This is a genomic window from Photobacterium sp. GB-50 (assembly GCF_003026755.1).
Classification (GTDB): Bacteria; Pseudomonadota; Gammaproteobacteria; order Enterobacterales; family Vibrionaceae; genus Photobacterium.
In genome coordinates this window covers 90,214-116,417 of record NZ_PYNX01000006.1, presented here as the reverse complement: position 1 = coordinate 116,417, position 26,204 = coordinate 90,214, and the positions used below count along the sequence as shown (strand labels likewise).

The following is a 26,204-nucleotide window of genomic DNA, read 5'->3' as shown; positions in this document are numbered from 1 at the left end:
GGAATGAAACTCATAGCTTTCTTAAAGTCTCAGTTAATATTTTTTCAGGTCCTGTGATAATTAAAATATCGCCTACTTGTAATTCAGTGCTTGGATCAGGAGCTTTACGTACTTCAGGGCCACGTTTAAGTGCTAATACTTGGGTTTCTTTATGAGCACCACATGGGTGTTCATATATTTTACGTCCCATATTTTTTGCTGTAACAACCACTTCTGCGAGTGAAATACCACTTCCTAGTTCAGAGAACTCAAAAATACGTTTATCTAACATATTGCGAGCTATACGAATCCCCATATCACGTTCTGGACGGATGATCTTATCTGCGCCAATTTTAGATAAGATTTTGCTATGAGGTGTATCCTTTGCTTTAACCCAAACTGTTTTCACTCCCGCCTCTTTTAAAAGAAGGGTAGTAAGAATACTGGCATTAACATCTTCACCAATTGATACCATAACAAGATCATAATCGTCCAATTTTAGCTCAGAAATGGTGGCTTCATTTGAACAATCAGCAACAACAGCTTGAGTTGCGACATCTGCCGCTTTACGCACACAGGTTTCATCAAGATCGATAGCAAGTACTTGAGCGCCACGCTCGCTAAGTTCTTGACAAAGTGACATACCAAATCTGCCAAGACCAATAACGGCAAATTGTTTATCTTCAGGATTCATTGTTTTTCCCCAAACTGTTTTAGTATAGCGTTTTAATTGTTTTGTTGTTGATTCAAAATACATTTTTTAAAATGTTGTAAAGACTATGGACGTGTAAAATTTGTCTTATTCAATTTAAGGTACGTAGTCGTTACACATTTCCAATTATCAAAATAGATCATGAATAGTGCTAGGATTTTATTTGTAATACAAGATAATTGAGTGTTGGTATAGATTGCACCTGCTACAGAGTATTCTGTAATATTAACTTAATCTATTGATTTAAATTCAATTTATTTTATTACTAGTGCGTTTATTTTAAAAATAGCAATCTTATATTTAGTACAAATCATATAAACTTATAAATTTTGCACATCTAACTGTTGTTTTTTTGCCCATTTATGTGTGCAGTGTCACGTATATAAGTTAGATGAGTGTAAATAACTAATTTGTTCTGCTTTTTTACCTCAAAACGCCAATATTTGCATTGTAATAAAGCTGTTTCCCTTTTCCTTGATTAATATTACTTGATAAGTATCAGACAGGGCATTTTTATGCGTTGTTTTTGATATGTCGTTTAATACTGAACTATTAACACTAAAGTTGACGTTGTTATCGGCAGTGCGCTGAACGATTCCATTATACTCAAAGACGAGTAAGTGGTGAAATCTACCACCTTTTTTGTGGTTATTGCGTTATATGCATTGTGTTCTATTTTTATATTTCGTTCGGTAATGGCACCTTTAATCTTAGATGTCTTTGATAAGGAAATTTAGAACTTTCACATCATGAAACTCAAGGATGATTATCTTGAAAAGATTTAGGGCAGGGTAATAAACCGCTCTGCCAATATTGTATGCCATTATTTTTATTACCTCTGTTCGTTATCGGAAAGAAGTAGTTTAAAAACATGTGAATAAATATAATATTGCCAGCATGTTTGACGTTAACTTTACAGACCTCATTCTGTTCTATGTGGAAGATATATATGATAATTAACTGCCATCATTAATGTGAAAACTTATGGTTACTTTGATAAAAATAGCTTGTAACAAATACGAGAAAGAATAAAGCCTGTGATTAATCCTCCGGTATTTGCAGCTAAATCTAGCCATTCGCCATAGCGATTAACATAAGGCTGGATTAATTCAATTACTCCGCTCCATGTAATACACCCGACAAATAACCAAAACCAATATTTCGGCATTTTTAGGCCAATAGCAAAAATTAATGCGCTATAAGCGATAAAGTGATGTGTTTTATCTGTTCCTGGTACTTGGGGTAAGCTGGGTTGAGGTAATAGTGATAAAACTGTAATGAACATTAGCGTTAGTAAAGTAATAACTTTCCAGTGTATTTCTATAAAACGTAACAATGTAGGCATAAGAAAGGATTGCTTTTATATAAGAGTAATAGGATTTTTCGATCATACGTGTGATTAAGTAATGTTCAAGATACTTATCATTGATAAGTAGCAGGAATAATCCTGCTACTTGAAGCTATTCTAAATTATCGAAATCGGTCTTATCTATTAGAAAAGGGGCATTGAGTAAATAAGATTGGCTGATAAAATGCTCAGCAAGCGTTCTGACCGTCTGTAAGTATAACTCAAAATCCTCTTGGTGTAGTTGACTTATATGTTGCGTTAAAATAAGTCGACATAGTTCTCCAGTAATCGAGTGTGAAATTTGTTCGACAAGTTTATATGTCGCTTGCTTTGATAGTTGAAAGCCTTTATCAATATCTTGATTCACAATAACTCGACTAAATACAAGGTCGAGACTTTTTGTTATATCCTCTTGTGTTGTAAATGCGTTAATGAGTGATGTGATTTGTTGAATAGATAAAGCAGACATGACCATTTCACATTCAGTATTAAATGTATTTTTAACCAAATCAGTTGTTTCTTTCTGAGTGATGTGGGTCAGTGTTCCACGCCTGTTCGCCGCTTTAATAGCAAAGTCTTGTTGTGATTGACGAATAACCTCAGTCAATTCCTGACTTATTTGATCAAAATTCTGAAAGTTGGCACTAAATCCATAATGGCATTGTTTGCTGATGGTATTAAGAGACGCTCCTTGAAATGATTGCAGAAGTAGATAGAGCGTGTAAGTGATCTTATTTTGAAAGATACACGCATTTTTTTTTGCACTATGGCTATTAGATGACGGATTTAATGCCATAGTGGTTAGGATTTGCTGCACAGCACTTTGAACTTCGAGTTCTAGGCTGGCAGTTTCGCATAACCTTGTGCTCATAAGCGTACTCCTTTAACGCTACTGCTCTTTAAGCATGATACAAGATTATACGAATTTCACGTTTTAAACGTTTAAATGTGAACAATATTATCGAAAAAGCATGTTTTTATAAAGAAAATAGCAAGTTACGACATACTAGTAAGGATCTATTTTTTATGATGTATTGTTCGGTAGATATATTTTACGTGTAATCTGCCTACTTTTTAACCGTTTATCTAAACTATAACAGGATTTAGGAGGAGGGCTGTTCAGTTTTGTGAGTAAAGCGTCAAGTGTGATGGTGAAAACTGAATAATGGCAGTGAAAAGAAGATTGCTATATTTAATATTTAGATACAGCAACCTTATAATTTATCATGAAGCTAATTAGAGAGAGTATTCGTGAGTTGTGCGACTGTTGCCACTCTCGTATGTAAAGTGATTTGATTATGAAAAACCATCAACTTAATTTTATTTTTGTAGGCTGTTAACGTTCTAACTTATTAATTAGCTCTGTTAATTGCTGGTTTAAATCATCGTTAATTAATGTGTTTTTTTCTAAATCAAAGTTTTCATAGAAACTAGGTATAGATAATGATCCTACCACCTTGGCGTCAAAATAAGGTGCAGACGTAACAGCACTATTTAATACACTCGCAGCGCCACCAGGACCCGGAGAAGTAGCTAGCATGATCACTGGTTTATTTTGGAATACCTTTTGATCTATACGTGAGGTCCAATCGAAAACATTCTTATAAGCCGATGTATATGAACCGTTATATTCTGCAAATGAAATTAAAATAGCATCCGCTTGGCCAATCTTATCGAAAAAGATTTGTGCTTGTTCTGGAATGCCTGAGTTATTTTCACGATCGATACTGTAAATCGCCATTTCAAAATCATTAAGGTCTAAAATTTCAACGTCATCAGCATTAGCTTGTGATGCCGCATATGTCACTAATGCATGGTTGATAGAGTGTTGGCTGTTAGATGCCGCAAAAGCAAGTAGTTTCATTTTTAAATCCTCATCGATAAGTCTTTTAACAACATACCGTTGTTAACCTTTGTACAGAGTGTATATTAGAGTTCAAATGTAATTAATAGGCTAAAAGTGATTAGATAGATTCCATATGGCTAATAATCGATTGTTTGATGGTATCACTGTGTTTGTTCAAGTAGTGAAGTGCGGCGGTTTTGGTGCCGCTGCCGAAGCTACTGGACACTCTAATTCTTATGTAAGTAAAGAAATCGCCAAACTTGAAAGTCGCTTAGGGGTTCGACTCCTTAATCGCACCACAAGGAGCATTGCTTTAACTCCTGAAGGGAAGACTTATTATCAAGAGTGTGTACAACTGATTAGTGATGCAGAGCAAGCCGTTGCGGAAATAACACAAAGTACCGTTGAGCCAAAAGGAACGTTAAAAGTTAGTTGCCCTGTCTGGTTTGGTAAACAGTATTTAGCCGATGTTTTCACAACATATTTATCTCGATACCCTGAAGTTACGCTCGATCTAGATATGAGTGATAAGCCTATTGATGTGATTGCCGACGGTTATGATTTAGTTATCCGCGCTACTGCTAAATTAGATGACTCGAGTTTGATTTGTAAGCGTATTTATAGCAGCAGAATTTGCACAGTGGCATCAAAACAATACTTAAAAGTCTATGGTTACCCACAACATCCTTCGGAATTATCCGCTCATAGCTGCTTTTGTTATACTAATTTGAAAAAATTCAATGTCTGGGAATACCGAGATAAAGCAGGAAACAAAACACTAGTCGAAGTACAACAACGCGTATTGAGTAATAGTACGGAAATGTCACTAGCACTGGTTGATAATGGATTGGGTATTATCCGTGTACCTGAATTTTATATAGAGGCACAACTACAATCAGGTGAATTAACGCTATTATTTGATGATTACATTTTCCCTGAAATTGATGTTTATGCGCTCTATCCAACACGTAAACATGTCGCATCGAAAGTAAGCTGCTTCCTAGATTTAATAACAGAAATAGTGACACCGTTTTAGCTTACTAAGCATTGGCATGCTTCGTCGAATATCTTGTTACAAGTTTTCTTTTTTTTTTGTGATGTAAAGTGGTATTTTTTCTGTATTAGTAGTAAGTCTTCTGTATTTACTGCTTCATTACTATCAAGGGTATAGATAAATGAGCAATGCTATTCGTCTGCGTGCACTAGAGAAAACTGATCTTCGCTTTATTCATCAATTAAATAACAACCGCACGATTATGGCGTACTGGTTTGAAGAGCCTTATGAATCGTTTGCAGAGCTTGAAGAGCTATATCGTAAACACATTCATGATAGTACTGAGCGTCGCTTTATTGTTGAAAATGAAGATGAAGAGTCAATTGGTCTTGTTGAACTGGTTGAAATTAACAATATCCACCGTACAGCGGAATTTCAGATTATTATTGCGCCTGAATTTCAGGGTAATGGTTATGCGCGTACTTTAATTAATCGTGCGCTAAACTATGCGTTTACGATTCTTAATCTACATAAAGTATATTTGCATGTATCGGTTGCGAATGAAAAAGCGATCCACTTGTATGAAGAATGTGGTTTTGTAGAGGAAGGCCATCTAGTGAAAGAAATTTTCATTAATGGTAAGTACTGTGATATTAAGCGAATGTATATCTTACAGGATGAATATTTCTTAAGCCGTAATCAGTAATTAGAAAAACCAGACAAGGTAATGAAGACAATAACTTGTCTGGTTTCTATTTCAAATATTAACTCCGTAAGCTATTTAGCTCACTATCGCAAGAAAAGTTACCCATCTCAGGATCTGTAACAGCTTGAAAGTTGTGTTTGTGATTCATCTCAATACGTCCTGCTGCTTGTAATGAGAAATATTTACAATTATCTGCTGTTATTGATAAATCATACCAACAGTGTTTACAGGTTTTATAAGCGATATGTTCTACTTTCCCCGCCTTTATCTTAACTTCCACAGGATCTTTGCCGTAAATATTATCTGTTATTGTAATGATTTGAGTTTGTTTAGAGCGATTTTCAATTTTAAACGATAGGTGAGGGGTAGCATGACCTGCTCTTGACTCTCTGTGAACGATTGAAACAATTGGCATCTCTCTATGCTCAGATGTAAAACCTTTTACTCGACGAATGAAGCCATTGGGACCAAAGGTCATTAAATCAAAGTCTCTATGATCACCAATTGTCCATTTATCTGAAACTGCAGGTTCAAGCTTATTGGCTCCTTTTGACGCTACACTGTATTGACGTGGCATGGTCATATCATATGGGCTATTTTCTGGAGCGAGAAATTTGTCTTGCTGGGGCTCATTATGGGCAAGGTAGTTATAGGTTTGATATACGATGCCTTGTTTGCCTTGGTTAGCGAACTCAAACATTACGGCATCAGATTTAAATTTAATATCTACTTTAGGCGCATATGGAAGCTGGCAAGATGGGCGAGAACCATTTTGTGTAACCACGGGTAAACCAATTAAACTCATTTGTGGTTTGGTTCTTTTTCCTGACTCATCGTATCCATATTCATGTTCATGACCAGGTTTAGGCAGATGTTTCTGATGCTCTTTTTCTGCTGCCGCTTTTAACTGAAGGGCTTCAAATTCTGATTTACCCTGTGGAAAATCAATTGTGTGACTCCGCTTTTCAAAATCAAAACAAGAGGTGAGGTCGCCACAAATTTCACGACGCCAGGTCGAGATATTTGGCTCTTCAACGCCTGTTACTTTTTCTAAGAAGCGCAACACAGAAGTATGATCAAACACCTGTGAGTTAATATTCCCGCCAATACTCCATGGCGATATTACGTAACAAGGCACTCGTGGTCCTAATCCATGTGAAGCGTTATTTACAAAATTATCGACATTTTCCTCCGTTTTTGAATAATCGGTATCATAATAATATTCATTATGGGTATTGATATTTGACTTACCGTACACCTTGTTATCAGGTGTTTTGTGAGGAACCGACGGTGGTGGCATATGGTCAAATAAGCCATCATTCTCATCGAAATTAACAATGAATACGGTTTTAGCCCAAACGCTAGGATCTGAAGTGAGTATATCCAAGACTTCAGATGTATAGGCTGCGCCTAATGTTGGCGTCGAGCAACCCGGATGCTCGGAGAATTCATCCTCAGTTACAATCCAAGTAACTTTAGGTAAGCCTTCATCACTGTTATAAAGTGCTTTGAATGTTTCGATAGAAGCTTGAGTTTCTGTTCCTATACCATTTAAGTAGAAAGGCGCTGATGGATTATTATAATGCGCATCTCTAAAGGTTTTAAAACCAGCAAGGGGGTTGTCTGTGTAGTTATTGTTAATATTCTGCACTAAACGCCACGATATACCCGCTTGTTGAAGCCTCTCAGGATAGGTTGTCCATTTATAACCGTTTTCGATTTCATCTGGGCTATCAAAGTTTTCATGATTATTATTAATAACAGGCCCATTTTTCTTTGCGTGAGGATCATTTGTACCAGACCAGTGGACGACACGGTTAGGATTAGTACCTGTTTGTGTTGAGCAATAATAAGCTTCACATAAGGTAAACGCATTCGCGAGAGCAAACTGAAAAGGGACTTCTTTTTCTGTAAAATAACCCATTGTTCTATCGGTTTTATTCGGTAGCCATTGGTCCATTTTACCGTGTGCATTTGCATATTGTGCATTATTAAAAAGATGGGGAGTACCTGCAAAAAATTCGTAGCCAATATTTTTGCTGGTATTAAAATACCAAGGTAATAATGTCTTTTTAAATGTACTTTCTTCGTCTGGATTAGAGTTATGCTGATTCCAAACAAAATCCCCATTAGGTTGCCTTAACGGGAAGCGGTCTGCAAAGCCTCGAACACCTGTCATTGTGCCAAAGTAATGATCAAAGGAGCGGTTTTCTTGCATTAAAATAACGACATGCTCAACATCTTTGATACTACCGTGCTTGCGGTTCGCAGGGATTGAAAGTGCCTTTTCAATACTTGCAAACACATTTGGGGTTGTACTTATTGCTGCAGCCCCTGCGCCAACAACGGCAGACTTTTTTATAAATGAGCGACGACTATCGTTTACCATAATAATTCCTTATTAAAACTCAGGTTATTGATTAACCTTAAGCTAATTTGAATAAGGAATATTTCATAACTATTAAGCTATTATTGTTAGTATGGTTATTAACACAGCGCTGACATTCGCTTCGTAAAATTCACCACTAATTCACTAATTTGTCATGGTGAAGTCATTGTATTAATTGGTAACTGTGCTTCTACTATTATCCCATAATGGATACTTTTTCATTGCTTGTGAAAAGATAGGCTCTTGATAAAGACTGCTTAACCATTGCTTTATATTTGGATAATCGGCTTGTCTAAACCATTGACGTTCAACATGCGAAAATTGTCGTATAAAAGGCAATATGGCGTAATCAGCTAAGCTCAATGTATCTGTCATTAAATACTTGTGATTAGACAGACGGCTTTCGAGATCAGATAGAAATGATTCACAAAGTTTACGATAGATTGTTACTTCTGGATTATAATGGCGAGCATCGGATTTATAGTGATCTAAAGCTAATATGTACTTATGATCATTTCTTGCTATAAGGCTAAGCATCTCAGCAAAGAAGTGGGGGGCATGAGTTAACAGTAAATTATGAGGATCATTTTTGTTCAAAGACCAGATCATGATTTCTAAACTTTCATCAATATAGTCACCATTTTCTAATACTAGTAAAGGTACCGTTCCTTTCTGTGTTATGTCTAACATTTCGGCAGGCTTTCGCCTTAAATCAATATCACGTTGCTCAAATTCAAGTTCAGCAAGTGCCAGACTCAACCTTGCTCTAATGGCGTAAGGACATTGTCGTAGTGTATATAAAATAGGTACTGACATATCTAAAACCTTCAACTTATCCCCTTTGTAATTGAGGGTAGTCTAAAATAGAGCATGGTGCGTATATCTATGTAACGTATTGTATTGATTCATTACCATAAGCTAACGAATTAGAGTATAAAGATCTGTGTTTACGATATGCTTACAATACATATAACATTTTAGCCTTGTTTTAATTTGATTCTGTGATGAGAGTAATACGGATGAATGAGCAGTTAGATCAATATATAACACAACAAAAACAGGCATTTTTACAATGTCCAATGCCTGATTTACAAGAAAGATTAACCGATTTAGATAAGATCTCATTATTAATTACGCAGAATCAACATGCTATTTGTCATGCGATTGCACAGGACTTTGGTCAGCGTTCGGCTTCAGAAACAGCATTGCTTGAAATATTTACCAGCATTGAATGTATTAAATATACACAAAAAAATCTGTCTCGTTGGATGAGAGTACAAAAACGTCATACCTCGATATGGTTTCAACCTGCTAAAAATAGAGTGATACCTCAACCTGTTGGCGTTGTTGGTATTATAGTGCCATGGAACTATCCCTTATTTTTAGCTATTGCGCCTTTGGTTGCCGCGATTGCTGCGGGTAATTCAGTGATGGTGAAGATGTCTGAAAACTCCCCAGAGCTCTGTCGATTGCTACAACAGTTATTTACAGATACATTTTCGTTAGAAAAGGTTCGCTTTATTGCAGAAGAAGGCAACACAGGTAAAGCATTTTCAGCATTACCGTTTGATCATATAGTCTTTACGGGCTCAAGTGCAACGGGCAAAGCTGTAATGGCAAATGCGGCGAAAAACCTTGTACCAGTGACCTTGGAGCTTGGAGGGAAATCGCCAGCCATTATTGCTGATGATTATGATCTCAATAAGGCATTAGAGCGAATTTTAGGCGGAAAAACGTATAATAGTGGTCAAACATGTGTAGCGCCAGATTACCTGTATGTTCCTGAGGCTTTGTTACCAGAAGTTGTAACAAAAGCAAAAAAGATTATAGCTAAGCGCTTTGTCGATATTAACCACCAAGATTACACATCAATTATTGATAGTCAGTCCTTTGAACGATTAGTGACGACTTTAGAAGATGCAAAAGCGAAAGGGGCCGATATTTATAACTTGATCCCCAATTCATCTCCTGATATGAACTCGCGTAAATTCCCACTCCACCTTGTTATTGGAGTGGATGAGAGTATGCAAGTCATGCAGCGTGAGATTTTTGGTCCTATTTTACCCATCCTTGGCTATCAGTCGATAGAGCAGGTTATATCATCAATAAATAAAGGTGATAGGCCACTGGCTCTATATCTCTTTTCTAACAATAAAGATATACAACAAAAGGTTATTCAGCAGACGCGTTCAGGTGGCGTCACAATTAATGATGTAATGTTACATGTGGCGCAAGATGATTTACCCTTTGGTGGTTCCGGCCATAGTGGGATAGGTCATTATCATGGAAAAGAAGGCTTTGAACGTTTATCGAAGATGCGCCCTGTAATGTATCAAGCGTCTTTTTCAGCATTGAAGCTATTATATTCACCGTATTCATCATTAGGTAAACGCATGATTAACTTTATTGTTAATCGAAAGTTTGGAAAGTATGACTGATTGCATTACTAATAACGTAATTTATGTGGGCTTTTGGCAACGTGTAGTCGCGACGATTGTTGATACATTGGTTGTTTCATTAGTCACGGTACCATTATTGTACAGTTTATACGGTGATTTCTTCTCGACTGGGTCGAGCGCTACTTTTGATCCTGCGAGCTTACTCGTTAATTATGGTCTGCCATTTATTGGCGTGATGCTTTTTTGGTTATACAAATCAGCGACACCAGGGAAAATGGCAATAAAATCGATCATTGTTGATGCGACAACAGGGGATAAACCGACGGTTAAGCAATTTATTATTCGTTATTTATCAGCAATCCCTTTAGGAATAGGCTTACTTGCCGTTGGCTGGGATAAACGAAAACAAGGATGGCATGATAAATTAGCCAATACGGTTGTTATCAAGAAATCTAAATAAAAGATCTTTGTTGGATATAAATAACGAGATAATAAAAAGCCCTTAACGATGAGAATGCTAAGGGCTTTCTTTTATCTATGTTCAGCGAAACTAAAAATTATTTCTTAGTGTATGCCGCAATGATAACCATTTGAACGCCGTCTGCACGACCTTGGATATGAAGAGGGTTATCAGTTAGGCTGATGTTACGTACCGGAGTACCACGCTTAATTACCATGCTAGAACCTTTAACTGGAAGGTCTTTGATGATTGTTACGTTGTCACCAGCTTGTAGCTTGGCGCCGTTTGCATCAAGTGTTGGAACAGAAGCTTGTTCTTCTTCAACAAGGCCTTTATCTGCCCATTCTTTAACATCATCTTCTAGGTACATCATGTCAACTAGGTCCATTGCCCAGTCAGTTTTTGAAGATAGACGCTTAAGTTGACGGTAAGCCATTACTTGTACAGCTGGAACTTGACTCCACATAGAGTCGTTTAGGCAACGCCAGTGGTTTTCATCTGTTGTCTCTGGAGCTTCAAGCTGACCACGGCAAGTATCACAAAGGTATACACTACAGCCTGCGCTCTTATCTTCAGACGCTGGAACTGCGTATACAGCTAGGTTATTTTCAGAAGAACATAGTTCACATTTTGATTCGCTACGATCTTTTAAAGCTTGTTCGATAGTCATGGGAATTGTCCATAGAGTGATTGTGGGCACATTATGCACATCAAATAATCATAAGGGAAGAAAACAAGCGTGAGATCACGAAATATATAGTACATCAGACTGTTTAGTGTCCAAAGGAAGAAAAATATCATAGGAAATTATCCAAGAGACAACTAAAAAGTAATCAGATTTTAACCTTTTTAACCAAAGCCAAAGTTATGTTTACGATGTCGTATTTATTTAATGGGCATGATTGCTAAAATTGCTGCTTTAAGTAATAGATATTATTATTTCAGGTTATGAATGGTGTCACTTTTTTACTTCTTACTTCTGCTCGTTTGGTCATAATTTGTTACTTTATAAGCCTAATTAAAAGGAAAATAATTAAGAAGGCTTGTATGAATAAAATGACAACGTTTGGGCTAGCTATTGCGGGAATACTGTCTTTTCCTCTCACTGCAACAGCATCAGAAAGTGATATTAGTGCATATATTATTGGTGGTAATCAGGTTCAAACAAATCCTGAAGAGTTATCAACTGTGTATATTCAAGCTGGGACTTGGGAATGTACTGGAAGTTTAATTGCTAAACGTTGGGTATTAACCGCAGCACACTGTATAAGAACGGGCCCGCAAAATGCCTCATTGCAAACGATACCTACAGAAAATATTAAAATTTATGCAGGTGTAACAGGGCGTTCTGATTTTGAGCCGGACAATACTTATCAGGCTGTTGAAGTTATTGTGCATCCAGATTATTTACCTGAACCTTTAAAAAATGAGGATGGTAGCCTTGATAGTAAAAATAACACTAAATTTGCTTACGATATTGCTTTAATAGCTGTATCTAGAAACATAGACACGGCGAAGATTGTTTCTTTACCTACAGAGCAAGAAGCCTTTGAAATTGAAACTGCGTTAAGTGAAGAAGATGGTAAGTTACTGGCTCAAGGGTGGGGGCGTACAGCAACGAATAATGAAGGTGGATCTGATGTTTTGATGGAAGTAAATCTCAGTTATTTACCAATGAGCCAATGTTATTTGCAATCACCGGGAGAAAATTGGTTCTCTAGCCCTGCAGATACATTAAAGATGTGCACATTTGAGAAGGATGATCTTATGGGGGTATGTTTTGGAGATAGTGGGGGGCCTCTTTATTATCAAAGTACTGCAGGAGAAACTGTTCAATTAGGAATTACCAGTTTTGGTCTACCGCCATGTGGAACTGATTCACCTGATGTCTATACCCGTGTAGGTGCTTACGATGACTGGATTAATAACGTAATTGCAGAGAAAACACCAATACTTAAAGATAATAGCGATAACGGTGGTGGTGGCGGTTCTGTTGGTGCAGGTTTAATGATGTCATTACTGGCAATGGGCTGGTTACGAAGAAAGCGTAGCTAATAACTATTGAAACGAGTTGCTGTGGACTTGATTTAATATTTTCTATGTTTGTTAGAACAAGTTACATAGAAAAAAGAAGCCTGTCGCAACTCGTTTATCTTTCTAAGCAAGCAATGAAGAGTATTCGGTATCATTAAATTAGCTGTATTTTAAAAGGATTTAATGATGGTGAACAAATTAGCTCATTCTTTGAGTGTCTGCATTGCTTTAGGGGTAAGTAGTTCTGTCTACGCTCAAACAGAACAGCAAAAACTCGTTCCTTATATTATTGGTGGTGATGAAGTCGCGGTTGCAACTGAAGATAATTTCATGGCGTCGCTGCGTATGAATAAAGCAAATGAATCACATTTTTGTGGTGCCACCGTTTTAAATGATCGCTGGTTAGTCACTGCAGCTCACTGCGTTGTTGGTGGCGGAGGAGCTGGAGCATCAGGCTTGGCAGTGGTAGCACCATCCGATATAACCGTTACCACAGGCCTTGTTGATAATGCATCAGCAAATATTAAAGATATTTATTCAGCGACTCATGTTGTTGTTCATCCTGATTATAACCCTCTTATTTTACTTCAAGTTTCAACAGATAACGGCGTTGATCTTGAAACCGAGATTATTAATACTGCATTAGATAATGATGTCGCGCTTATACGTGTAAACCGTGATTTTGATGGTGTTGGTAAAGTTACGCTAGCGTCAACCAGCTTAGCCGTGGAGCTTGATGATAAATTAAAGGCAGAGTGGAACGAGAAAAATCTTCCTGAAAATGTCAAAGTCCAAGGCTGGGGGGTAACAGAAGCAATATCAACGTCAGAAGATGAAGAGACGGCGGAAGAAAATAGCTTAGCTTATGAAGGTGATACTTCAGATACCTTGCTAGAAACAATGTTAGCAAGTTTCCCAATTGATAAATGTTATGAACGTTTTGAGTCTCAAGATCCTGCCGGTATTTTTATTGATAGCCCATCAAATACAACTAAACTTTGTACATTGCCAGCGCGTAAACTTGAAGGCCCTGATTTGCTCGGTCCTGATGCTTGTTTTGGCGATAGTGGCGGACCACTATTAACCCAAGATAATAATAGCAACTGGGTACAAATTGGTATTGTGAGCGGCGGTTCAGCAGGTGAGCCTCAATGTGGATCACTTACACGACCAACGTTTTATACCCGTGTGGGAACTTATTATGACTGGATCAATGAGTCTGTTGCTGTTGTACCAGAACAAGCAATCACATTGCCTGAATTTTTAGCCAAAGAAAAGGCAGACGCAGAAATGAACTGTAATGACAGTATTTCTGCTAATAACTGTAATATCACTGAAGATGATGGTGGAAGTGGCGGCCATATCGGTGCTTTATCACTTACGTTACTTGGAATGATGACTTACTTAAGGCGTAAAAAGAGCTAAATGACTCACTATTAATTTACACAAACCATCAGTACAAGCTGGTGGTTTTTTATGAATGATATTGATGAAATTACTTAGCATAAATTTATCAAAAGTTGTGTTGAATTATGAGTAATTAAAACGATTTATTCACAGTATTTTTATGTCATAAATAAAGTGAAATTAATAACTATTTAGAGTTAATAATTTCATTTTTTTTATTTAACCTTATGATTCTTATTGTTTAATTTTTATTTGTATAAGTCATTCTTGTTATAAAAATACCCATGGAATACGTATCATAAGGAGAAACAAATAGTCCCTATTATCCACAGAAGCTGTGTATAAGTCTGTGGGAAAAGCAGATAGGCTAGATTTGGTGCCGCCTCTGCTAAAGTCAAGAAGTTGTTAATGATAAAAATAGTGTAATTGATGTCCAATTGATTTAGTTCAATATATAGACATAAAACTAAATTTTTCCTTAAAAGTTAGCATCTTTACTCTTATGCAATTTCTTGTTGTAGCCATTCAGAAAGTGCCATCAACTCATCATAATCTTCTGAATGCGTGAGCAATAAGCCACAGACAATGGATATAACAGATTTGGCATTAAATGGATAACCAATTGCCGCTTGACTTAGGTCATTCATCATATTGTGGTATTGGGTAGGCGCATCATAGTAGACTTTGGTGATCACTCCAGCATCAACATTCAATTTCAGTTCTACGTGTCCCCATGAAAATTCAGTTTCTAATGATTCAATAAAACTAGGTGATTGACCGTAATTCCAATCCCAACTTTTCAGACGATAAAAATTTGTACTAAATTCGAACCAATCGGGATGCTGGTTATTTACAATAACCGTATTTTCGACATCAAGCTTTAGTGTTTTTTGAATACTGTCACTAATGTAATGACATAATTCATTATGTTCTAATGGACGAATATGTTGGTTAATAGAGGTATAAGATCGTTCAAGGTTTTGATGATTGAGAATAGAATAACGACTGTTCATGTACTTTGATATATCAGCAAGAGAGGTATTTACTCTTAAAGTAGTATGAAAAAATAAATATTCTTCAGAGACTGATAGCGCAGTATTAGAAATTTTTCTATTTTCAACTAAGCATTCAAGATTGTCAGAGACTGCGATATCTATTTTCAATGGCTCAAATGTACCTATTAATATTTTTTCAATTAAGCATTGTGTTAAATAATGAGTAGGGCCGATTAACGCAATATTTGTGTGTGTTAGATCTTGATAGATAGCACCGCCAATTGTATGACGCCTGACAATGTTAATATTTTCACGACGAAGTAGCTTCGGCTTACATACACGCCAAGGATTTTGGTCTTTTCCTATATTAACAGAGCGCTGATTTTGCCATAAAAAAGCAATAATATTGTTGCCATTCGCTTGTTTCAGTAATGTTTCTTCAATCGCTTGATTGAAGCTTGGATCGGTTGATTCTGAATAATAGATAGACAGTTTCATGAAATTATCTCTTATCATCAATCTTTGAATTATAAAAATACATTGTTGCATATACGCCAAGTTTAATTAAGTGAGATAACTAAAAATTAAAAGTATTTATATGAGGTACATCGCATTAGTTATTTTTAAATTTAAAAATACTGTCATTTAATACCAAATTGGAATTTAAACGGGATTTTATTAAAAATAATAAATACCTTTATCACTATTTAAATAATAAAGTGTGATCTTGATATTGATTCTGTTGTTAACTTTTTATTTAGAACCGCGAAATAAGTATATTCATACTTATCTTATTTAATCAGCTGCGGCGTGATTTAATCATAAATAGAAGCATGTTATGTCATTATCAATAGTACAGCGCACCATTGTCGGCTTTATAATAATGTTTATTCTTATTGCCGTAGTTGGAAGTATTAGTTATATCAATACCAGTCGAATCCATGATCGCCTTACTGATGTCACTGAGGTGTCGACACCTATGGTTACATCGGCAAGTCAATTACTCGCGAGCTTACGTGAAAATCAGCTATCAGTTGTTGATTACCGTACGACTCAATCATCGAACTTATTAAATGAGCGAAAAGAGGCGGTATTACAGGCTCAACGTGAATTTAACACTGCAAAACAACAAGCATTGCAATATGCTGTTGATGAGGAAGCGAGACTAAAGCTATCAACGGCACTTGCTGCAGCTGATAAATTTTTTGAATTATCACAAAAAACAATTAATGCGCATAATCAATGGATTGCTGTTAATGACCGATTGACAGAGCTTAATTTGTCGTTTCTTCGATTAGAAGATACTTATCAATGGTCTGCGAATTTATTACTTCAACGTGCGAGTGTAAAACGTTCTTTAAGCAATCGAGCTGAACTTATTACCAGTGGTATTAGTCGTGACTTAAAAAATGTCCGTCGTGCTAATAAAAATACTAACTTTGAAAAACTAAGCCAAGTCCTTGCTAAAGATATTGAATTAGCAAAACAAGGTTTAGAGCGCATTAATGTACCTGAAGATGTGAAAGCGCGTTATGCGCGTAATTTACAACGCGTCCATGATTTAGCATTGGGTAAAACAGGATTACTGGCGGTTATGGCTGAAAATAACCAGCTAGAAAGTCAACTGTCAGCTTTGAATCAACAGTCTAATCAGCAAGTTGTTATTACTCAAACAGCACTTAATGATTATATGCAGTATGCGAGTAGCAATGCATATAATAGTCGAAATGCTGCTGATGCTGCAGCCAACCAAGCGACGTACAGTATTATTATTGCCTGTTTGGTTTCAGGTGTTATTGCTTTAATTATTGCCTTTACTACGGCAAAAAGTATCCACACGCCATTAGCACGTATTAATGCGGTATTACGTAAGATGACAGCGGGTGATATGACTCAACGTACTAATTACCAATCTCAGTGTGAATTTGGTGCGCTGTCTCGCTCAATCGACCAACTGTCTGAAAGTATGGCTGATATTCTCACCAAAATTAACGATGGCTCTTTACAACTAGTAACAGAGGCAAATAAAACCGCTGCTACAAGTGAACAGGCGATGAGCCGTGTTGAAGATCAAAAACAACGTACAGATCAAGTAGCCGCTGCTATTTCTGAATTAGAAGTCAGTGCAAAAGAAATTTCACGTTCATCTGATCTTACTGTGAATGAAGTCAATGAAGTAAATCAGGCCGCGCAACAAGGGCGAGACTTAGTATTTAATAGTCGAAACATCACAGAGCAACTATCGATTGATATTACTGAAGCGGTTGATATCACACGCAAATTAGAAAGCTTTACGGTGAATATAGGTAGTATCTTAGATGTTATCCGCGGCATTGCTGAGCAAACGAATTTATTGGCACTTAACGCGGCGATTGAGGCAGCACGTGCGGGTGAGCAAGGGCGTGGTTTTGCTGTCGTTGCTGATGAAGTCCGTGCTTTAGCAAATCGAACTCAACAATCAACAGAAGAAATAAATGAGATGATCGATAACCTTCAGCACAGCGCTGAAATGGTAACTAAGGTCATGGCGAGAAGTCATAAACAAACGGAGCAATGTGTTGAACAAACACGTTTGACAGATGAAACACTACAAACGATAGCTGATCGTATGCGCGTTATTCTTGAAATGGCAGAGCAAGTTGCTCATGCAACCGAAGAGCAAATTTCAGTGAGTCAAGATGTTGCTGAGCATATTAATGGGATTGCGAGTGTTGCTTACAACGCAGAGTCAGAAGCGCGTGAGTCTGCAAACAGTAGTGAGTCGCTATCTAAACTAGCTGCAGAACAACGTCAATTGATTGAACGATTTAAGGTATAAATATGAAACAGAGAATGGCTTCCCCTTTTTATACAAAGGTTCAATCAACCTTATGTCGCAGTTTTGTTATTAGTGGTATCGCGTTAGCTGGTCTTTCACCACTATCGGTAACTGCACAACAGTATGATTCCTCATTAAAAGGTACTGTATTGGTTGATTCTTGGCGACAAGATGATGCGATTTGGAAAGATAAAATAATTCCAGCATTTAATAAGCATTACCCGAATATTAAAATCACCTATCGCTCACCAGAAGGGTTGACCTCATTTCTTGATGATTTGAATACCAATCTTGCCAATGGTAATGCTGGCGACTTGATTGCCTGTCGTCCATTTGATGGTTCGTTAAAGCTGTTTACGCAGGGGCACCTTAGCGATATTACAGAAATGGCTGGGATGGAGAACTTCCCGAGCTTTGCATTAAGCCCTTGGCAAACTGATTCAGGTGCACAGACCTTCTGTTTGCCTATGGCCTCTGTAATCCATGGTTTTTTCTACAATAAAGATGCATTTAAAAAACTCGATTTAAGTGTACCTAAAACAACGGCTGAGTTTAATCATGTGTTGAATATGATTAAAAACAGTGGTCAGTATGTGCCTTTAGCAATAGGCACGAATGATAAATGGGAAGCCAGTACGATGGGCTTTCAAAATATAGGCCCTAATTACTGGAAGGGCGAAGATGGACGATTAGGGTTGATTAATGGCACTGAGCGTTTTGATTCACCCAAATACCGACAAGTATTTCAGGAATTAGCGAATTGGAATAAGTTTTTAGGCAATGGTTATCAGACACGTAAATATGCCGATTCCATTGAATTGTTCAAAACAGGGAAGGCGGCTATTTATCCTGCTGGCTCTTGGGATATCAGCACCTTTACAGGCCAGCTAGATTTTGGCGTATTTCCACCTCCAGTAGAAAATCGCGGTGATGAATGTTATTTCAGCGATCATACTGATATTGGTATAGGGTTAAATACTAAAGCACAGAATAATCCAGCGGCAAAAGCGTTACTAGAATGGATGACAACGGCGGAGTATGCTGAGTTATTGACTAACTCTATTCCTGGTTTCTTCTCATTATCTAACCATTTCTTTGAAGTTGAAAACCCGATAGCGAAAGAAATGATGGGATGGCGTAATGAGTGTGATTCTACTATTCGAAGTGCTGCGCAGATTTTATCTCGAGGTAAACAGAGTTTTGAGGCTCAAATCGACCAAACCAGTGTTGCTGTGTTAAATGGTACAATGACACCAGAACAAGCTACACAGTTAGTTCAGGCGGGGTTAGATTCATGGTATGTGCCACAAAGAGAAGCAAAAGTTGCAAGCTTAATTTGCCAAGAATAATCAGATAAGCGTATTAAAAGCGATGCTCTAGAGATAGAGCATCGTTTTTTTGTTTGTAGCGGTAAGTTCTTAATTTTTCTTAATAGGATAGATGTTATAGCTATTGTTATCTGTTTAGCAGGTGATTAATATGCACATTCATTGTGTTTAGGTGTTGTATTGTGTCTAAGATATTAGTGGTTGATGATGACGTACAATTATGTGTGTTATTAACTGAAGTTCTCGAAGATGAAGGTCATGAAGTTAGTTGCGTTCATTGTGGTGAATCTGCGTTAACATACCTTCAATCAACAGGTGTAGATCTGATATTGCTGGATGTAATGTTACCTACTCTTGACGGTATGCAGGTTGCTCGCCGTATTTGTCAGCGTTTTGCAACGCCAATCCTTATGCTTACAGCACTAGGAGATGAAGCAACGATGCTTGATGGTTTGCAAGCTGGCGCTGATCAGTTCTTGGTTAAACCATTTAAAGTTGATGAATTGCTAGTACGTATATCGGCAATCTTACGAAGAGTGGGACTAGAGCGCCAGCGTCATTGTTTGCCCTCAACATCGGTGGAATTAGAAAGTCAGCTTTCTCGCTTACCGTTAACTGGTACAGAGCTCGATTTACTTAAATACTTAATTAAGAATAACGATATTGTCGTCTCAAAAGCCACATTACAAAAAGATGTTTTGAAGAAAGAGCTTAGCCCGTTTGATCGTAACCTTGATATGCATATCAGTAATATACGTCGTAAAATGGTGTTAGCAGGAATGTCTAAACAGCACATTAAAACAGTGCGTGGGAGAGGGTATAGTTACTCTTCATGTGTTTCGGAGTAATGCGTTTTCTTCAAATATAAAAAATAAGACGATACTCGATCGTCTTATTTTTCGGCTTAGATAATAGAGCCATCATTAATTCTTTAATACACGATTATCGCTAAAAGTGAGTAATTCAAGATTAAAAGGGGTCGCTTGCAGCTTAGGGTACTGCTGAGAAAATAATGTTTCATCACGTTGTTGATCATAACTATGCTGTAAATAGCCATAGCCACTTGGATACTCAAGATTCCAAAGTTCACTTTTCGCTATACGGCTAACGGCAAGAAACTGTCCAATATAGCTGGCTTGGTTGGCAGTAATTGAAAATGTAACATCCATTTTACCTATGTTTTTGGATATCAGCGTTTTATTACCATCTGACCCTTCAAGTTGAATACTGAAAATTTCGTATTGTCCTACAGGTAACTCAATATTAAACAAATGACCGCTAATTGTTGAATCCTCAAAATGTCCATCTTCATTGTTATTGGTGATCGTAATAATATTACCCTCTCCAATACTCAATTTATTGCTACTTAGAGGGCGAATGTTAATCGTTGTGAGCAGGTTTTTACCTGTTTTCGGCCATTCGGTATTAGCACCCAGAGTACCAACAAGATAACCTGTGGCTTGATTATTCTCATAAACAGAATCAGGAACAGAGACTTGTAAACCTGATGAGCAGCCGACTAATAATAATGTCAGTAAACAAATAATGGTCTTCATCATAGAACTTCCTTTTGCTGTGATGAATAGAGTTAAGAAGCATAATGTTAAATGAGTAAAATGCTAAGAAATAAACGCCATAACTATTGTCATGTAAAAATACAGTATCGTCTATCTGTGACGTGTTTTTTGTGACTAGGATAGGCTGAATTGCTAGTTACTATAGATAAAAAGAGAAGCAAGTGTTTAGGAGTATAAACAAGTGAATGTTTCTAAAGTGATACAAGGAAAGCATCGACTTCCTTTGCATAAGCAAAGCTTAGTTTTCCGACTTTTTTCTTATTTTACCGTAGGCTTACTGGTCATATTAGGGCTTCAGAATTTAGCAGAGGTCGCTTTAGTCAAAACATTGTTACATGTCCCGCAACAGGTTCAGCAAGACATTTTGAAGATGGCAGCAGAAGTTGAACCTTTAGCTGAAAACGGTGATCCGCAGCGACTTGCTGAGTGGGAGAGTAAACAAAAATATTATGCTTTTGTACTTTACAGTGATAACAAAGAGATAAGTACCCGAATAATGCATCCTCATTTTAAGTTTAAACTTAAATATGCTCGACCATTGAATTCAATTTTAGATTCTCGTGTTAATCAACCCATTTTTACGATACCTCTAAAAAATGGTAATAAATTGGTGGTTCAGTTACCTCATGAATTACACCCGGCCAAAAATTTTTCTTTGTATTTTGGTTTAATACAGGTAGTGATTGCTATTCTGATCACCTTAATGTTTTCGTTAATTATCGCACGCTATTTGCAGCGACCATTAGACACTTTAAGACAAGCGAGTCGTACCTTAGCGAATGGTGACTTCTCAGTGCGTGTCGCTCATGTTATGGGAGATAAAGTAAAAGAGTTTAATGAATTAGCGACTGATTTCGACAATATGGCCAATCAAATACAATTATTAACAGAGAAACAACGGCGTTTAATTCGTGATGTTTCTCATGAACTTCGAACCCCTTTGGCTAGGCATAGTTTATCATTACATTTAATTCGAAAGCGTACTTCATCTGAGCATTTGCATTTAGTGGATCGGTTAGAGCAAGAATCAGAGGAGATGAATGAACTTGTCACAGAGATCCTTGAATTCAGTCAATTTGAAAATGCGAAAGCGAATATCAAGCTTATTCCTGTCGACGTTCAAACGTTCTGTGAGTCAACGGTTGATCAATGCCTGCAGCTTAAAGCGCATGGTCAATCGATAATTAAAGATATTGATAGAACACTACCAATGGTTCAGACCGATGCGCGATTACTAGTACGATCAATTAAAAATTTAATAGGTAACGCGATTAAATATGCTGGAAGTGAAGCAAATATTACAATTCATACCAGTATAAGAACGAAGTCGGATAAGTCTTATGTTGTGGTATCGGTTTCAGATGATGGTGATGGGATACCTGAACAACATTTAAAACATATTTTTGATCCGTTCACGCGCATAGAAGGTGCACGAGACAAACAATCTGGAGGTTATGGTTTAGGGCTCGCCATTGTAAAAGAAGCGATGCAAGTCACTGGAGGACAAGTAGAAGCGGGTCGTTCAGATGATGGAGGTTTAAAAATATCGTTATTGTTACCAGCTATAGAAACAATAAAAAAGTAGTCTCAAGATAAAAATAAAAAAGTGATATCCTTTCAGGCTATCACTTTTTTTTATTATGACTTACAAGATTAAAAGTCCCATACAAAAGCCTAATTCTTTCTAGGAATAACATTATTGTGTTTCTCATCTCTTGATAATTACCGCCTATTGAATCAATAGATTTATAGTAATAGCCACCATCATTCAATTGATTTAAATTTACGCCATCGAACGAGATTGTGTTTCGTAAATAATTTTTTTTTGATTTAAATCAAATCTAAAATTTTGTTTTGGTGCAGTTTAATATTCTCGTTAAAGATGAAGAATTCCTGTTAATTTTTTGAGTGTTAAATGCTTAAAAAGAATTATATCCAATTTTAAATTTCAAATTTAACGAACCTATTTAATTGTCATTTAATGCTTAAAAGCTATATTGGATAGAGCTGAAAAATTAATGACAATAATACTAATTAAAATAATGAGGTAAACACCCAATGTCTAAATGTCCATTCCACAACACGCACGCGGTTAATCCGTCAATTAACCCTGGCAATGGTACTTCTCCAAGTGATTGGTGGCCTAACCAACTTAAATTAGACATTCTTCACCAGCATGATCGTAAATCAAACCCAATGGGTGAAGATTTCGATTACGCTGCGGAATTTAAAAAGCTAGATCTTGAAGCTGTAAAGCAAGACTTACGTGAGCTAATGACTGATTCTCAAGAGTGGTGGCCTGCAGATTTCGGACACTACGGTCCTTTCTTTATTCGTATGGCTTGGCACAGTGCTGGTACTTACCGTACAGCTGATGGTCGTGGCGGTGCGAGTACAGGTAACCAACGTTTTGCGCCATTAAACAGCTGGCCTGATAACGTAAACCTTGATAAAGCCCGTCGTCTAATTTGGCCTATCAAGCAAAAATATGGCAACAAGATCTCTTGGGCTGACCTTATTATTCTAACAGGTAACGTTGCACTAGAATCAATGGGCTTTAAAACATTTGGTTTTGCTGGTGGTCGTGAAGACATTTGGGCACCAGAGCTAGACGTTTACTGGGGTAAAGAAAAAACATGGCTTGCTGATGACACACGTTACGAAAAAGACAGCGAGCAACGTGATCTTGAAAACCCACTAGCAGCAGTACAAATGGGTCTTATCTATGTTAACCCAGAAGGTCCAGACGGTAACCCAGATCCACTACTAGCAGCACACGACATTCGTGAAACATTTGCGCGTATGGCAATGAACGATGAAGAAACAGTAGCGCTTATCGCTGGTGGTCACACATTCGGTAAAACACACGGTGCAGCAGATGCAGCACACGTAGGTGTAGAACCTGAAGGTGCTTCAATTGAAGAGCAAGGTTTCGGTTGGACATCAAGCTATGGTAGCGGTAAAGCTGGCGATACAATTTCAAGTGGTCTTGAGGTAACGTGGACAACAACACCTACGGAATGGGGTAATGGTTTCTTCCATAGCTTATTTAGCCATGAATGGGAATTAGAAAAGAGTCCTGCAGGTGCTTATCAGTGGATTGCTAAAGATGGCAAGCTAGAGTACCCAGATGCATTTGGTGATGGTATGCACCGAGGTACTATGCTAACAACTGACTTGTCTCTACGTTTTGACCCAGCATACGAGAAAATCTCTCGTCGCTTCTACGAACACCCAGAAGAGTTCGCTGATGCATTTGCACGTGCATGGTTTAAATTAACTCACCGTGATATGGGTCCTGTATCACGTTACTTAGGGCCTGAAGTACCAGCTAAAGTGTTCACATGGCAAGATCCAATCCCAGCGGTTGATCACGAGCTAGTAAACGATGCTGATATTGCTACATTAAAACAAGAAATTGCTGCATCTGGTCTATCAATCAGCGAGCTAGTATCAACAGCTTGGGCATCTGCTTCTACATTCCGTGGTTCAGACAAACGTGGTGGTGCAAACGGTGCACGTATTCGTCTAGCACCGCAGAAAGATTGGGAAGTAAACCAACCGGAGCAACTTGCGAAAGTGCTAAACGTACTTGAAGGTATTCAAGCGAACTTCGATAAAACAGTATCTCTTGCTGACTTAATCGTACTTGCTGGTGGTGTGGGTGTGGAAATGGCTGCGAAAAATGCAGGTCGTGACATCACAGTACCATTTACTGCAGGTCGTATGGATGCATCACAAGAAGAGACAGATGTTGAATCATTTGCTGTTCTTGAGCCAATCGCTGATGGTTTCCGTAACTTTGAAAAAGCGAAATACACAGTAGCAGCAGAAGAGCTATTACTAGACCGTGCACAACTATTAACATTAACAGCACCTGAAATGTCAGTGCTTGTAGCAGGTATGCGTGTACTTGGTGCGAACTACGACAACAGCGAGTACGGAGTGTTCACTGAGCGTAAAGAAGCATTAACTAATGACTTCTTCGTTAACCTACTAGACATGGCAACACAGTGGAAACCAACATCGGTAGACCAAGATGTGTTCGTAGGTACAGATCGTAAGACTGGCGAGCAGAAGTGGATGGCATCACGTGTTGACCTAGTATTTGGTTCTAACTCACAACTACGTGCACTTGCAGAAGTTTACGCATGTGCTGACTCAGAAGAGAAGTTCGTCAACGACTTCGTCAATGCTTGGGTTAAAGTAATGAACGCTGACCGTTTTGATCTACACTGTTAATCAAAACGCAAAGTTTCAATACTAGCCAATAGTATGAAATAGAAACTTAGCAATAAAAAACAAAGAGGCGCTCAATGAGTGCCTCTTTTTCGTTTAAGCATTATATACTGTTATTATTACGATAACTTCTAGCCACTCCCGATACCGTATGAAAAAACCTTATCCTGCTTCTACTATCCAAAACGTCATTAATAGCGCGATTTATCATTTAAACCTACGTGATCATTCCGAATATGAACTGCGCAAAAAACTTGAAGCAAAAACAGAGAATAAAGCGTGGGTTGAAACTGTACTTGAACAAATGAAAAGCTATGGTTACCTAAAAAGCGACCATGCATTTTCATTACATTTCTGCGAATTAGCCTTTAATAGCCAATATGGGCGCAAATACATCCAGCAAAAGCTTAAAACCAAAGGCATCGATGAACTCACCATAGAGCAAGTCATCACGGAAACAATGCAGCGAATGGCGATTTGTGAGCAATCGATGATCAATACTCGATTGGCACGTTTTAAAGACTTCTCAACCACATCGGCAGAGAAAGTCGTCAATGACTTATTAAAACGTGGTTTTAGTATGGAGGACATTTCTCGTGGTATTTCAGAACATAGCGCATCAGATACCTTATTGACCAAAGCACAAATCAAAGGCAAGAACGCCAATCTTGAAGCTGAAATGATCAAACTTGCCAAAAAGCTAAAAGGGCGCTCATTAATCGCGCAAGAGCTAAAAATGAAGCATGTTGATATCTCAGAGCTCGATAATGTACTAGATGAACTAACTGAATCAGGTGAAATAGATTTCTACTACAACTGCCAATTAGCTCTAGCCAAGAAACGTTACGATCTCACCGACTTTAAAGAAAAGAGCAAAGCTTATGGTTATCTATCAAGCAAAGGCTTTTCTAGTGATGAAATTAAAGAAGCAATCAATGCTGTGTTAGAAGAATAGAAGATAAACTTACCTATT

The 26,204-nt window shown here is 37.5% G+C and carries 21 protein-coding genes; 12 read left to right on the top strand and 9 right to left on the bottom strand.

Annotated features, from left to right (window positions below; translation table 11 throughout):
* Positions 1–10: 10 nt before the first annotated feature.
* From C9J41_RS10460 to C9J41_RS10445, 4 genes are all read right to left on the bottom strand, one after another.
* Complete coding sequence (locus C9J41_RS10460; protein ID WP_158259293.1) at positions 11–673, bottom strand: TrkA family potassium uptake protein; 663 nt, start codon at positions 671–673, stop codon at positions 11–13.
* 1,006 nt (positions 674–1,679) lie between these two features.
* Entirely contained in the window at positions 1,680–2,036 is a 357-nt protein-coding gene (locus C9J41_RS10455; protein WP_107261386.1) for a hypothetical protein, read from the bottom strand.
* Positions 2,037–2,151: 115 nt separating this feature from the next.
* Positions 2,152–2,910: a hypothetical protein gene (locus C9J41_RS10450; protein ID WP_107206943.1), complete on the bottom strand. Its 759-nt coding sequence runs from the start codon at positions 2,908–2,910 to the stop codon at positions 2,152–2,154.
* A gap of 465 nt (positions 2,911–3,375) precedes the next feature.
* Positions 3,376–3,903 carry an NADPH-dependent FMN reductase gene (locus C9J41_RS10445; protein WP_107206944.1) on the bottom strand — a complete coding sequence of 176 codons (528 nt, stop codon included), beginning with the start codon at positions 3,901–3,903 and terminating at the stop codon, positions 3,376–3,378.
* Between the two features lie 115 nt (positions 3,904–4,018).
* Here C9J41_RS10445 and C9J41_RS10440 point away from each other — a divergent pair, with 115 nt between their 5' ends.
* The gene (locus C9J41_RS10440) at positions 4,019–4,921 is read left to right on the top strand and encodes a LysR family transcriptional regulator (protein WP_107206945.1); all 903 of its coding nucleotides are present in this window, start codon (positions 4,019–4,021) and stop codon (positions 4,919–4,921) included.
* Positions 4,922–5,060: 139 nt separating this feature from the next.
* Positions 5,061–5,585 (top strand): spermidine N1-acetyltransferase, encoded by a 525-nt coding sequence (gene speG, locus C9J41_RS10435; RefSeq protein ID WP_107206946.1) that lies wholly within the window; start codon positions 5,061–5,063, stop codon positions 5,583–5,585.
* Between the two features lie 58 nt (positions 5,586–5,643).
* Here the strand turns inward: speG and C9J41_RS10430 are convergent, their stop codons facing one another.
* Positions 5,644–7,974 carry a phosphocholine-specific phospholipase C gene (locus tag C9J41_RS10430; RefSeq protein ID WP_107261388.1) on the bottom strand — a complete coding sequence of 777 codons (2,331 nt, stop codon included), beginning with the start codon at positions 7,972–7,974 and terminating at the stop codon, positions 5,644–5,646.
* Between the two features lie 171 nt (positions 7,975–8,145).
* Positions 8,146–8,790: a glutathione S-transferase gene (locus C9J41_RS10425; RefSeq protein ID WP_107206948.1), complete on the bottom strand. Its 645-nt coding sequence runs from the start codon at positions 8,788–8,790 to the stop codon at positions 8,146–8,148.
* A gap of 203 nt (positions 8,791–8,993) precedes the next feature.
* Between C9J41_RS10425 and C9J41_RS10420 the strand changes: the two genes are divergently transcribed.
* Together C9J41_RS10420 and C9J41_RS10415 are read left to right on the top strand one after the other, a co-directional pair.
* The gene (locus C9J41_RS10420) at positions 8,994–10,412 is read left to right on the top strand and encodes a coniferyl aldehyde dehydrogenase (RefSeq protein WP_107294535.1); all 1,419 of its coding nucleotides are present in this window, start codon (positions 8,994–8,996) and stop codon (positions 10,410–10,412) included.
* Positions 10,405–10,833 (top strand): RDD family protein, encoded by a 429-nt coding sequence (locus tag C9J41_RS10415; RefSeq protein WP_107294534.1) that lies wholly within the window; start codon positions 10,405–10,407, stop codon positions 10,831–10,833. Before C9J41_RS10420 ends, C9J41_RS10415 begins: the two co-directional genes overlap by 8 nt.
* Positions 10,834–10,930: 97 nt before the next feature.
* On the opposite strand, the gene C9J41_RS10410 is transcribed toward C9J41_RS10415, so the two are convergent.
* Positions 10,931–11,503 carry an alkylphosphonate utilization protein gene (locus C9J41_RS10410; protein ID WP_107206951.1) on the bottom strand — a complete coding sequence of 191 codons (573 nt, stop codon included), beginning with the start codon at positions 11,501–11,503 and terminating at the stop codon, positions 10,931–10,933.
* Between the two features lie 377 nt (positions 11,504–11,880).
* Here C9J41_RS10410 and C9J41_RS10405 point away from each other — a divergent pair, with 377 nt between their 5' ends.
* Positions 11,881–12,888, top strand: a complete 1,008-nt coding sequence (locus tag C9J41_RS10405; RefSeq protein ID WP_107206952.1) for a trypsin-like serine protease — start codon at positions 11,881–11,883, stop codon at positions 12,886–12,888.
* A gap of 162 nt (positions 12,889–13,050) precedes the next feature.
* Positions 13,051–14,292, top strand: a complete 1,242-nt coding sequence (locus tag C9J41_RS10400) for a trypsin-like serine protease (protein WP_233219119.1) — start codon at positions 13,051–13,053, stop codon at positions 14,290–14,292.
* A 482-nt stretch (positions 14,293–14,774) separates the two neighbouring features.
* On the opposite strand, the gene C9J41_RS10395 is transcribed toward C9J41_RS10400, so the two are convergent.
* Positions 14,775–15,767, bottom strand: a complete 993-nt coding sequence (locus C9J41_RS10395) for a lipoate protein ligase C-terminal domain-containing protein (RefSeq protein WP_107206954.1) — start codon at positions 15,765–15,767, stop codon at positions 14,775–14,777.
* Between the two features lie 340 nt (positions 15,768–16,107).
* Here C9J41_RS10395 and C9J41_RS10390 point away from each other — a divergent pair, with 340 nt between their 5' ends.
* The 3 genes from C9J41_RS10390 to C9J41_RS10380 all read left to right on the top strand — a co-directional run bounded on the left by C9J41_RS10390 (position 16,108) and on the right by C9J41_RS10380 (position 20,263).
* Positions 16,108–18,087 carry a methyl-accepting chemotaxis protein gene (locus C9J41_RS10390; RefSeq protein ID WP_107206955.1) on the top strand — a complete coding sequence of 660 codons (1,980 nt, stop codon included), beginning with the start codon at positions 16,108–16,110 and terminating at the stop codon, positions 18,085–18,087.
* A gap of 2 nt (positions 18,088–18,089) precedes the next feature.
* Complete coding sequence (locus C9J41_RS10385) at positions 18,090–19,436, top strand: ABC transporter substrate-binding protein (RefSeq protein ID WP_107206956.1); 1,347 nt, start codon at positions 18,090–18,092, stop codon at positions 19,434–19,436.
* Between the two features lie 161 nt (positions 19,437–19,597).
* A complete protein-coding gene (locus tag C9J41_RS10380; protein WP_107206957.1) occupies positions 19,598–20,263 on the top strand; it encodes a response regulator transcription factor in 666 nt (221 codons plus the stop codon).
* Between the two features lie 75 nt (positions 20,264–20,338).
* Here C9J41_RS10380 and C9J41_RS10375 read toward each other — a convergent pair whose 3' ends face one another.
* Positions 20,339–20,974, bottom strand: coding sequence for a hypothetical protein (locus C9J41_RS10375; protein ID WP_233218493.1), 636 nt, complete (start codon positions 20,972–20,974; stop codon positions 20,339–20,341).
* Between the two features lie 199 nt (positions 20,975–21,173).
* Between C9J41_RS10375 and C9J41_RS10370 the strand changes: the two genes are divergently transcribed.
* The 3 genes from C9J41_RS10370 to C9J41_RS10360 all read left to right on the top strand — a co-directional run bounded on the left by C9J41_RS10370 (position 21,174) and on the right by C9J41_RS10360 (position 26,186).
* A complete protein-coding gene (locus C9J41_RS10370) occupies positions 21,174–22,577 on the top strand; it encodes a sensor histidine kinase (protein ID WP_107294533.1) in 1,404 nt (467 codons plus the stop codon).
* Between the two features lie 473 nt (positions 22,578–23,050).
* A complete protein-coding gene (katG, locus tag C9J41_RS10365; RefSeq protein ID WP_107294532.1) occupies positions 23,051–25,234 on the top strand; it encodes a catalase/peroxidase HPI in 2,184 nt (727 codons plus the stop codon).
* 148 nt (positions 25,235–25,382) lie between these two features.
* Positions 25,383–26,186: a RecX family transcriptional regulator gene (locus C9J41_RS10360; RefSeq protein ID WP_107261403.1), complete on the top strand. Its 804-nt coding sequence runs from the start codon at positions 25,383–25,385 to the stop codon at positions 26,184–26,186.
* Positions 26,187–26,204 lie beyond the last annotated feature (18 nt).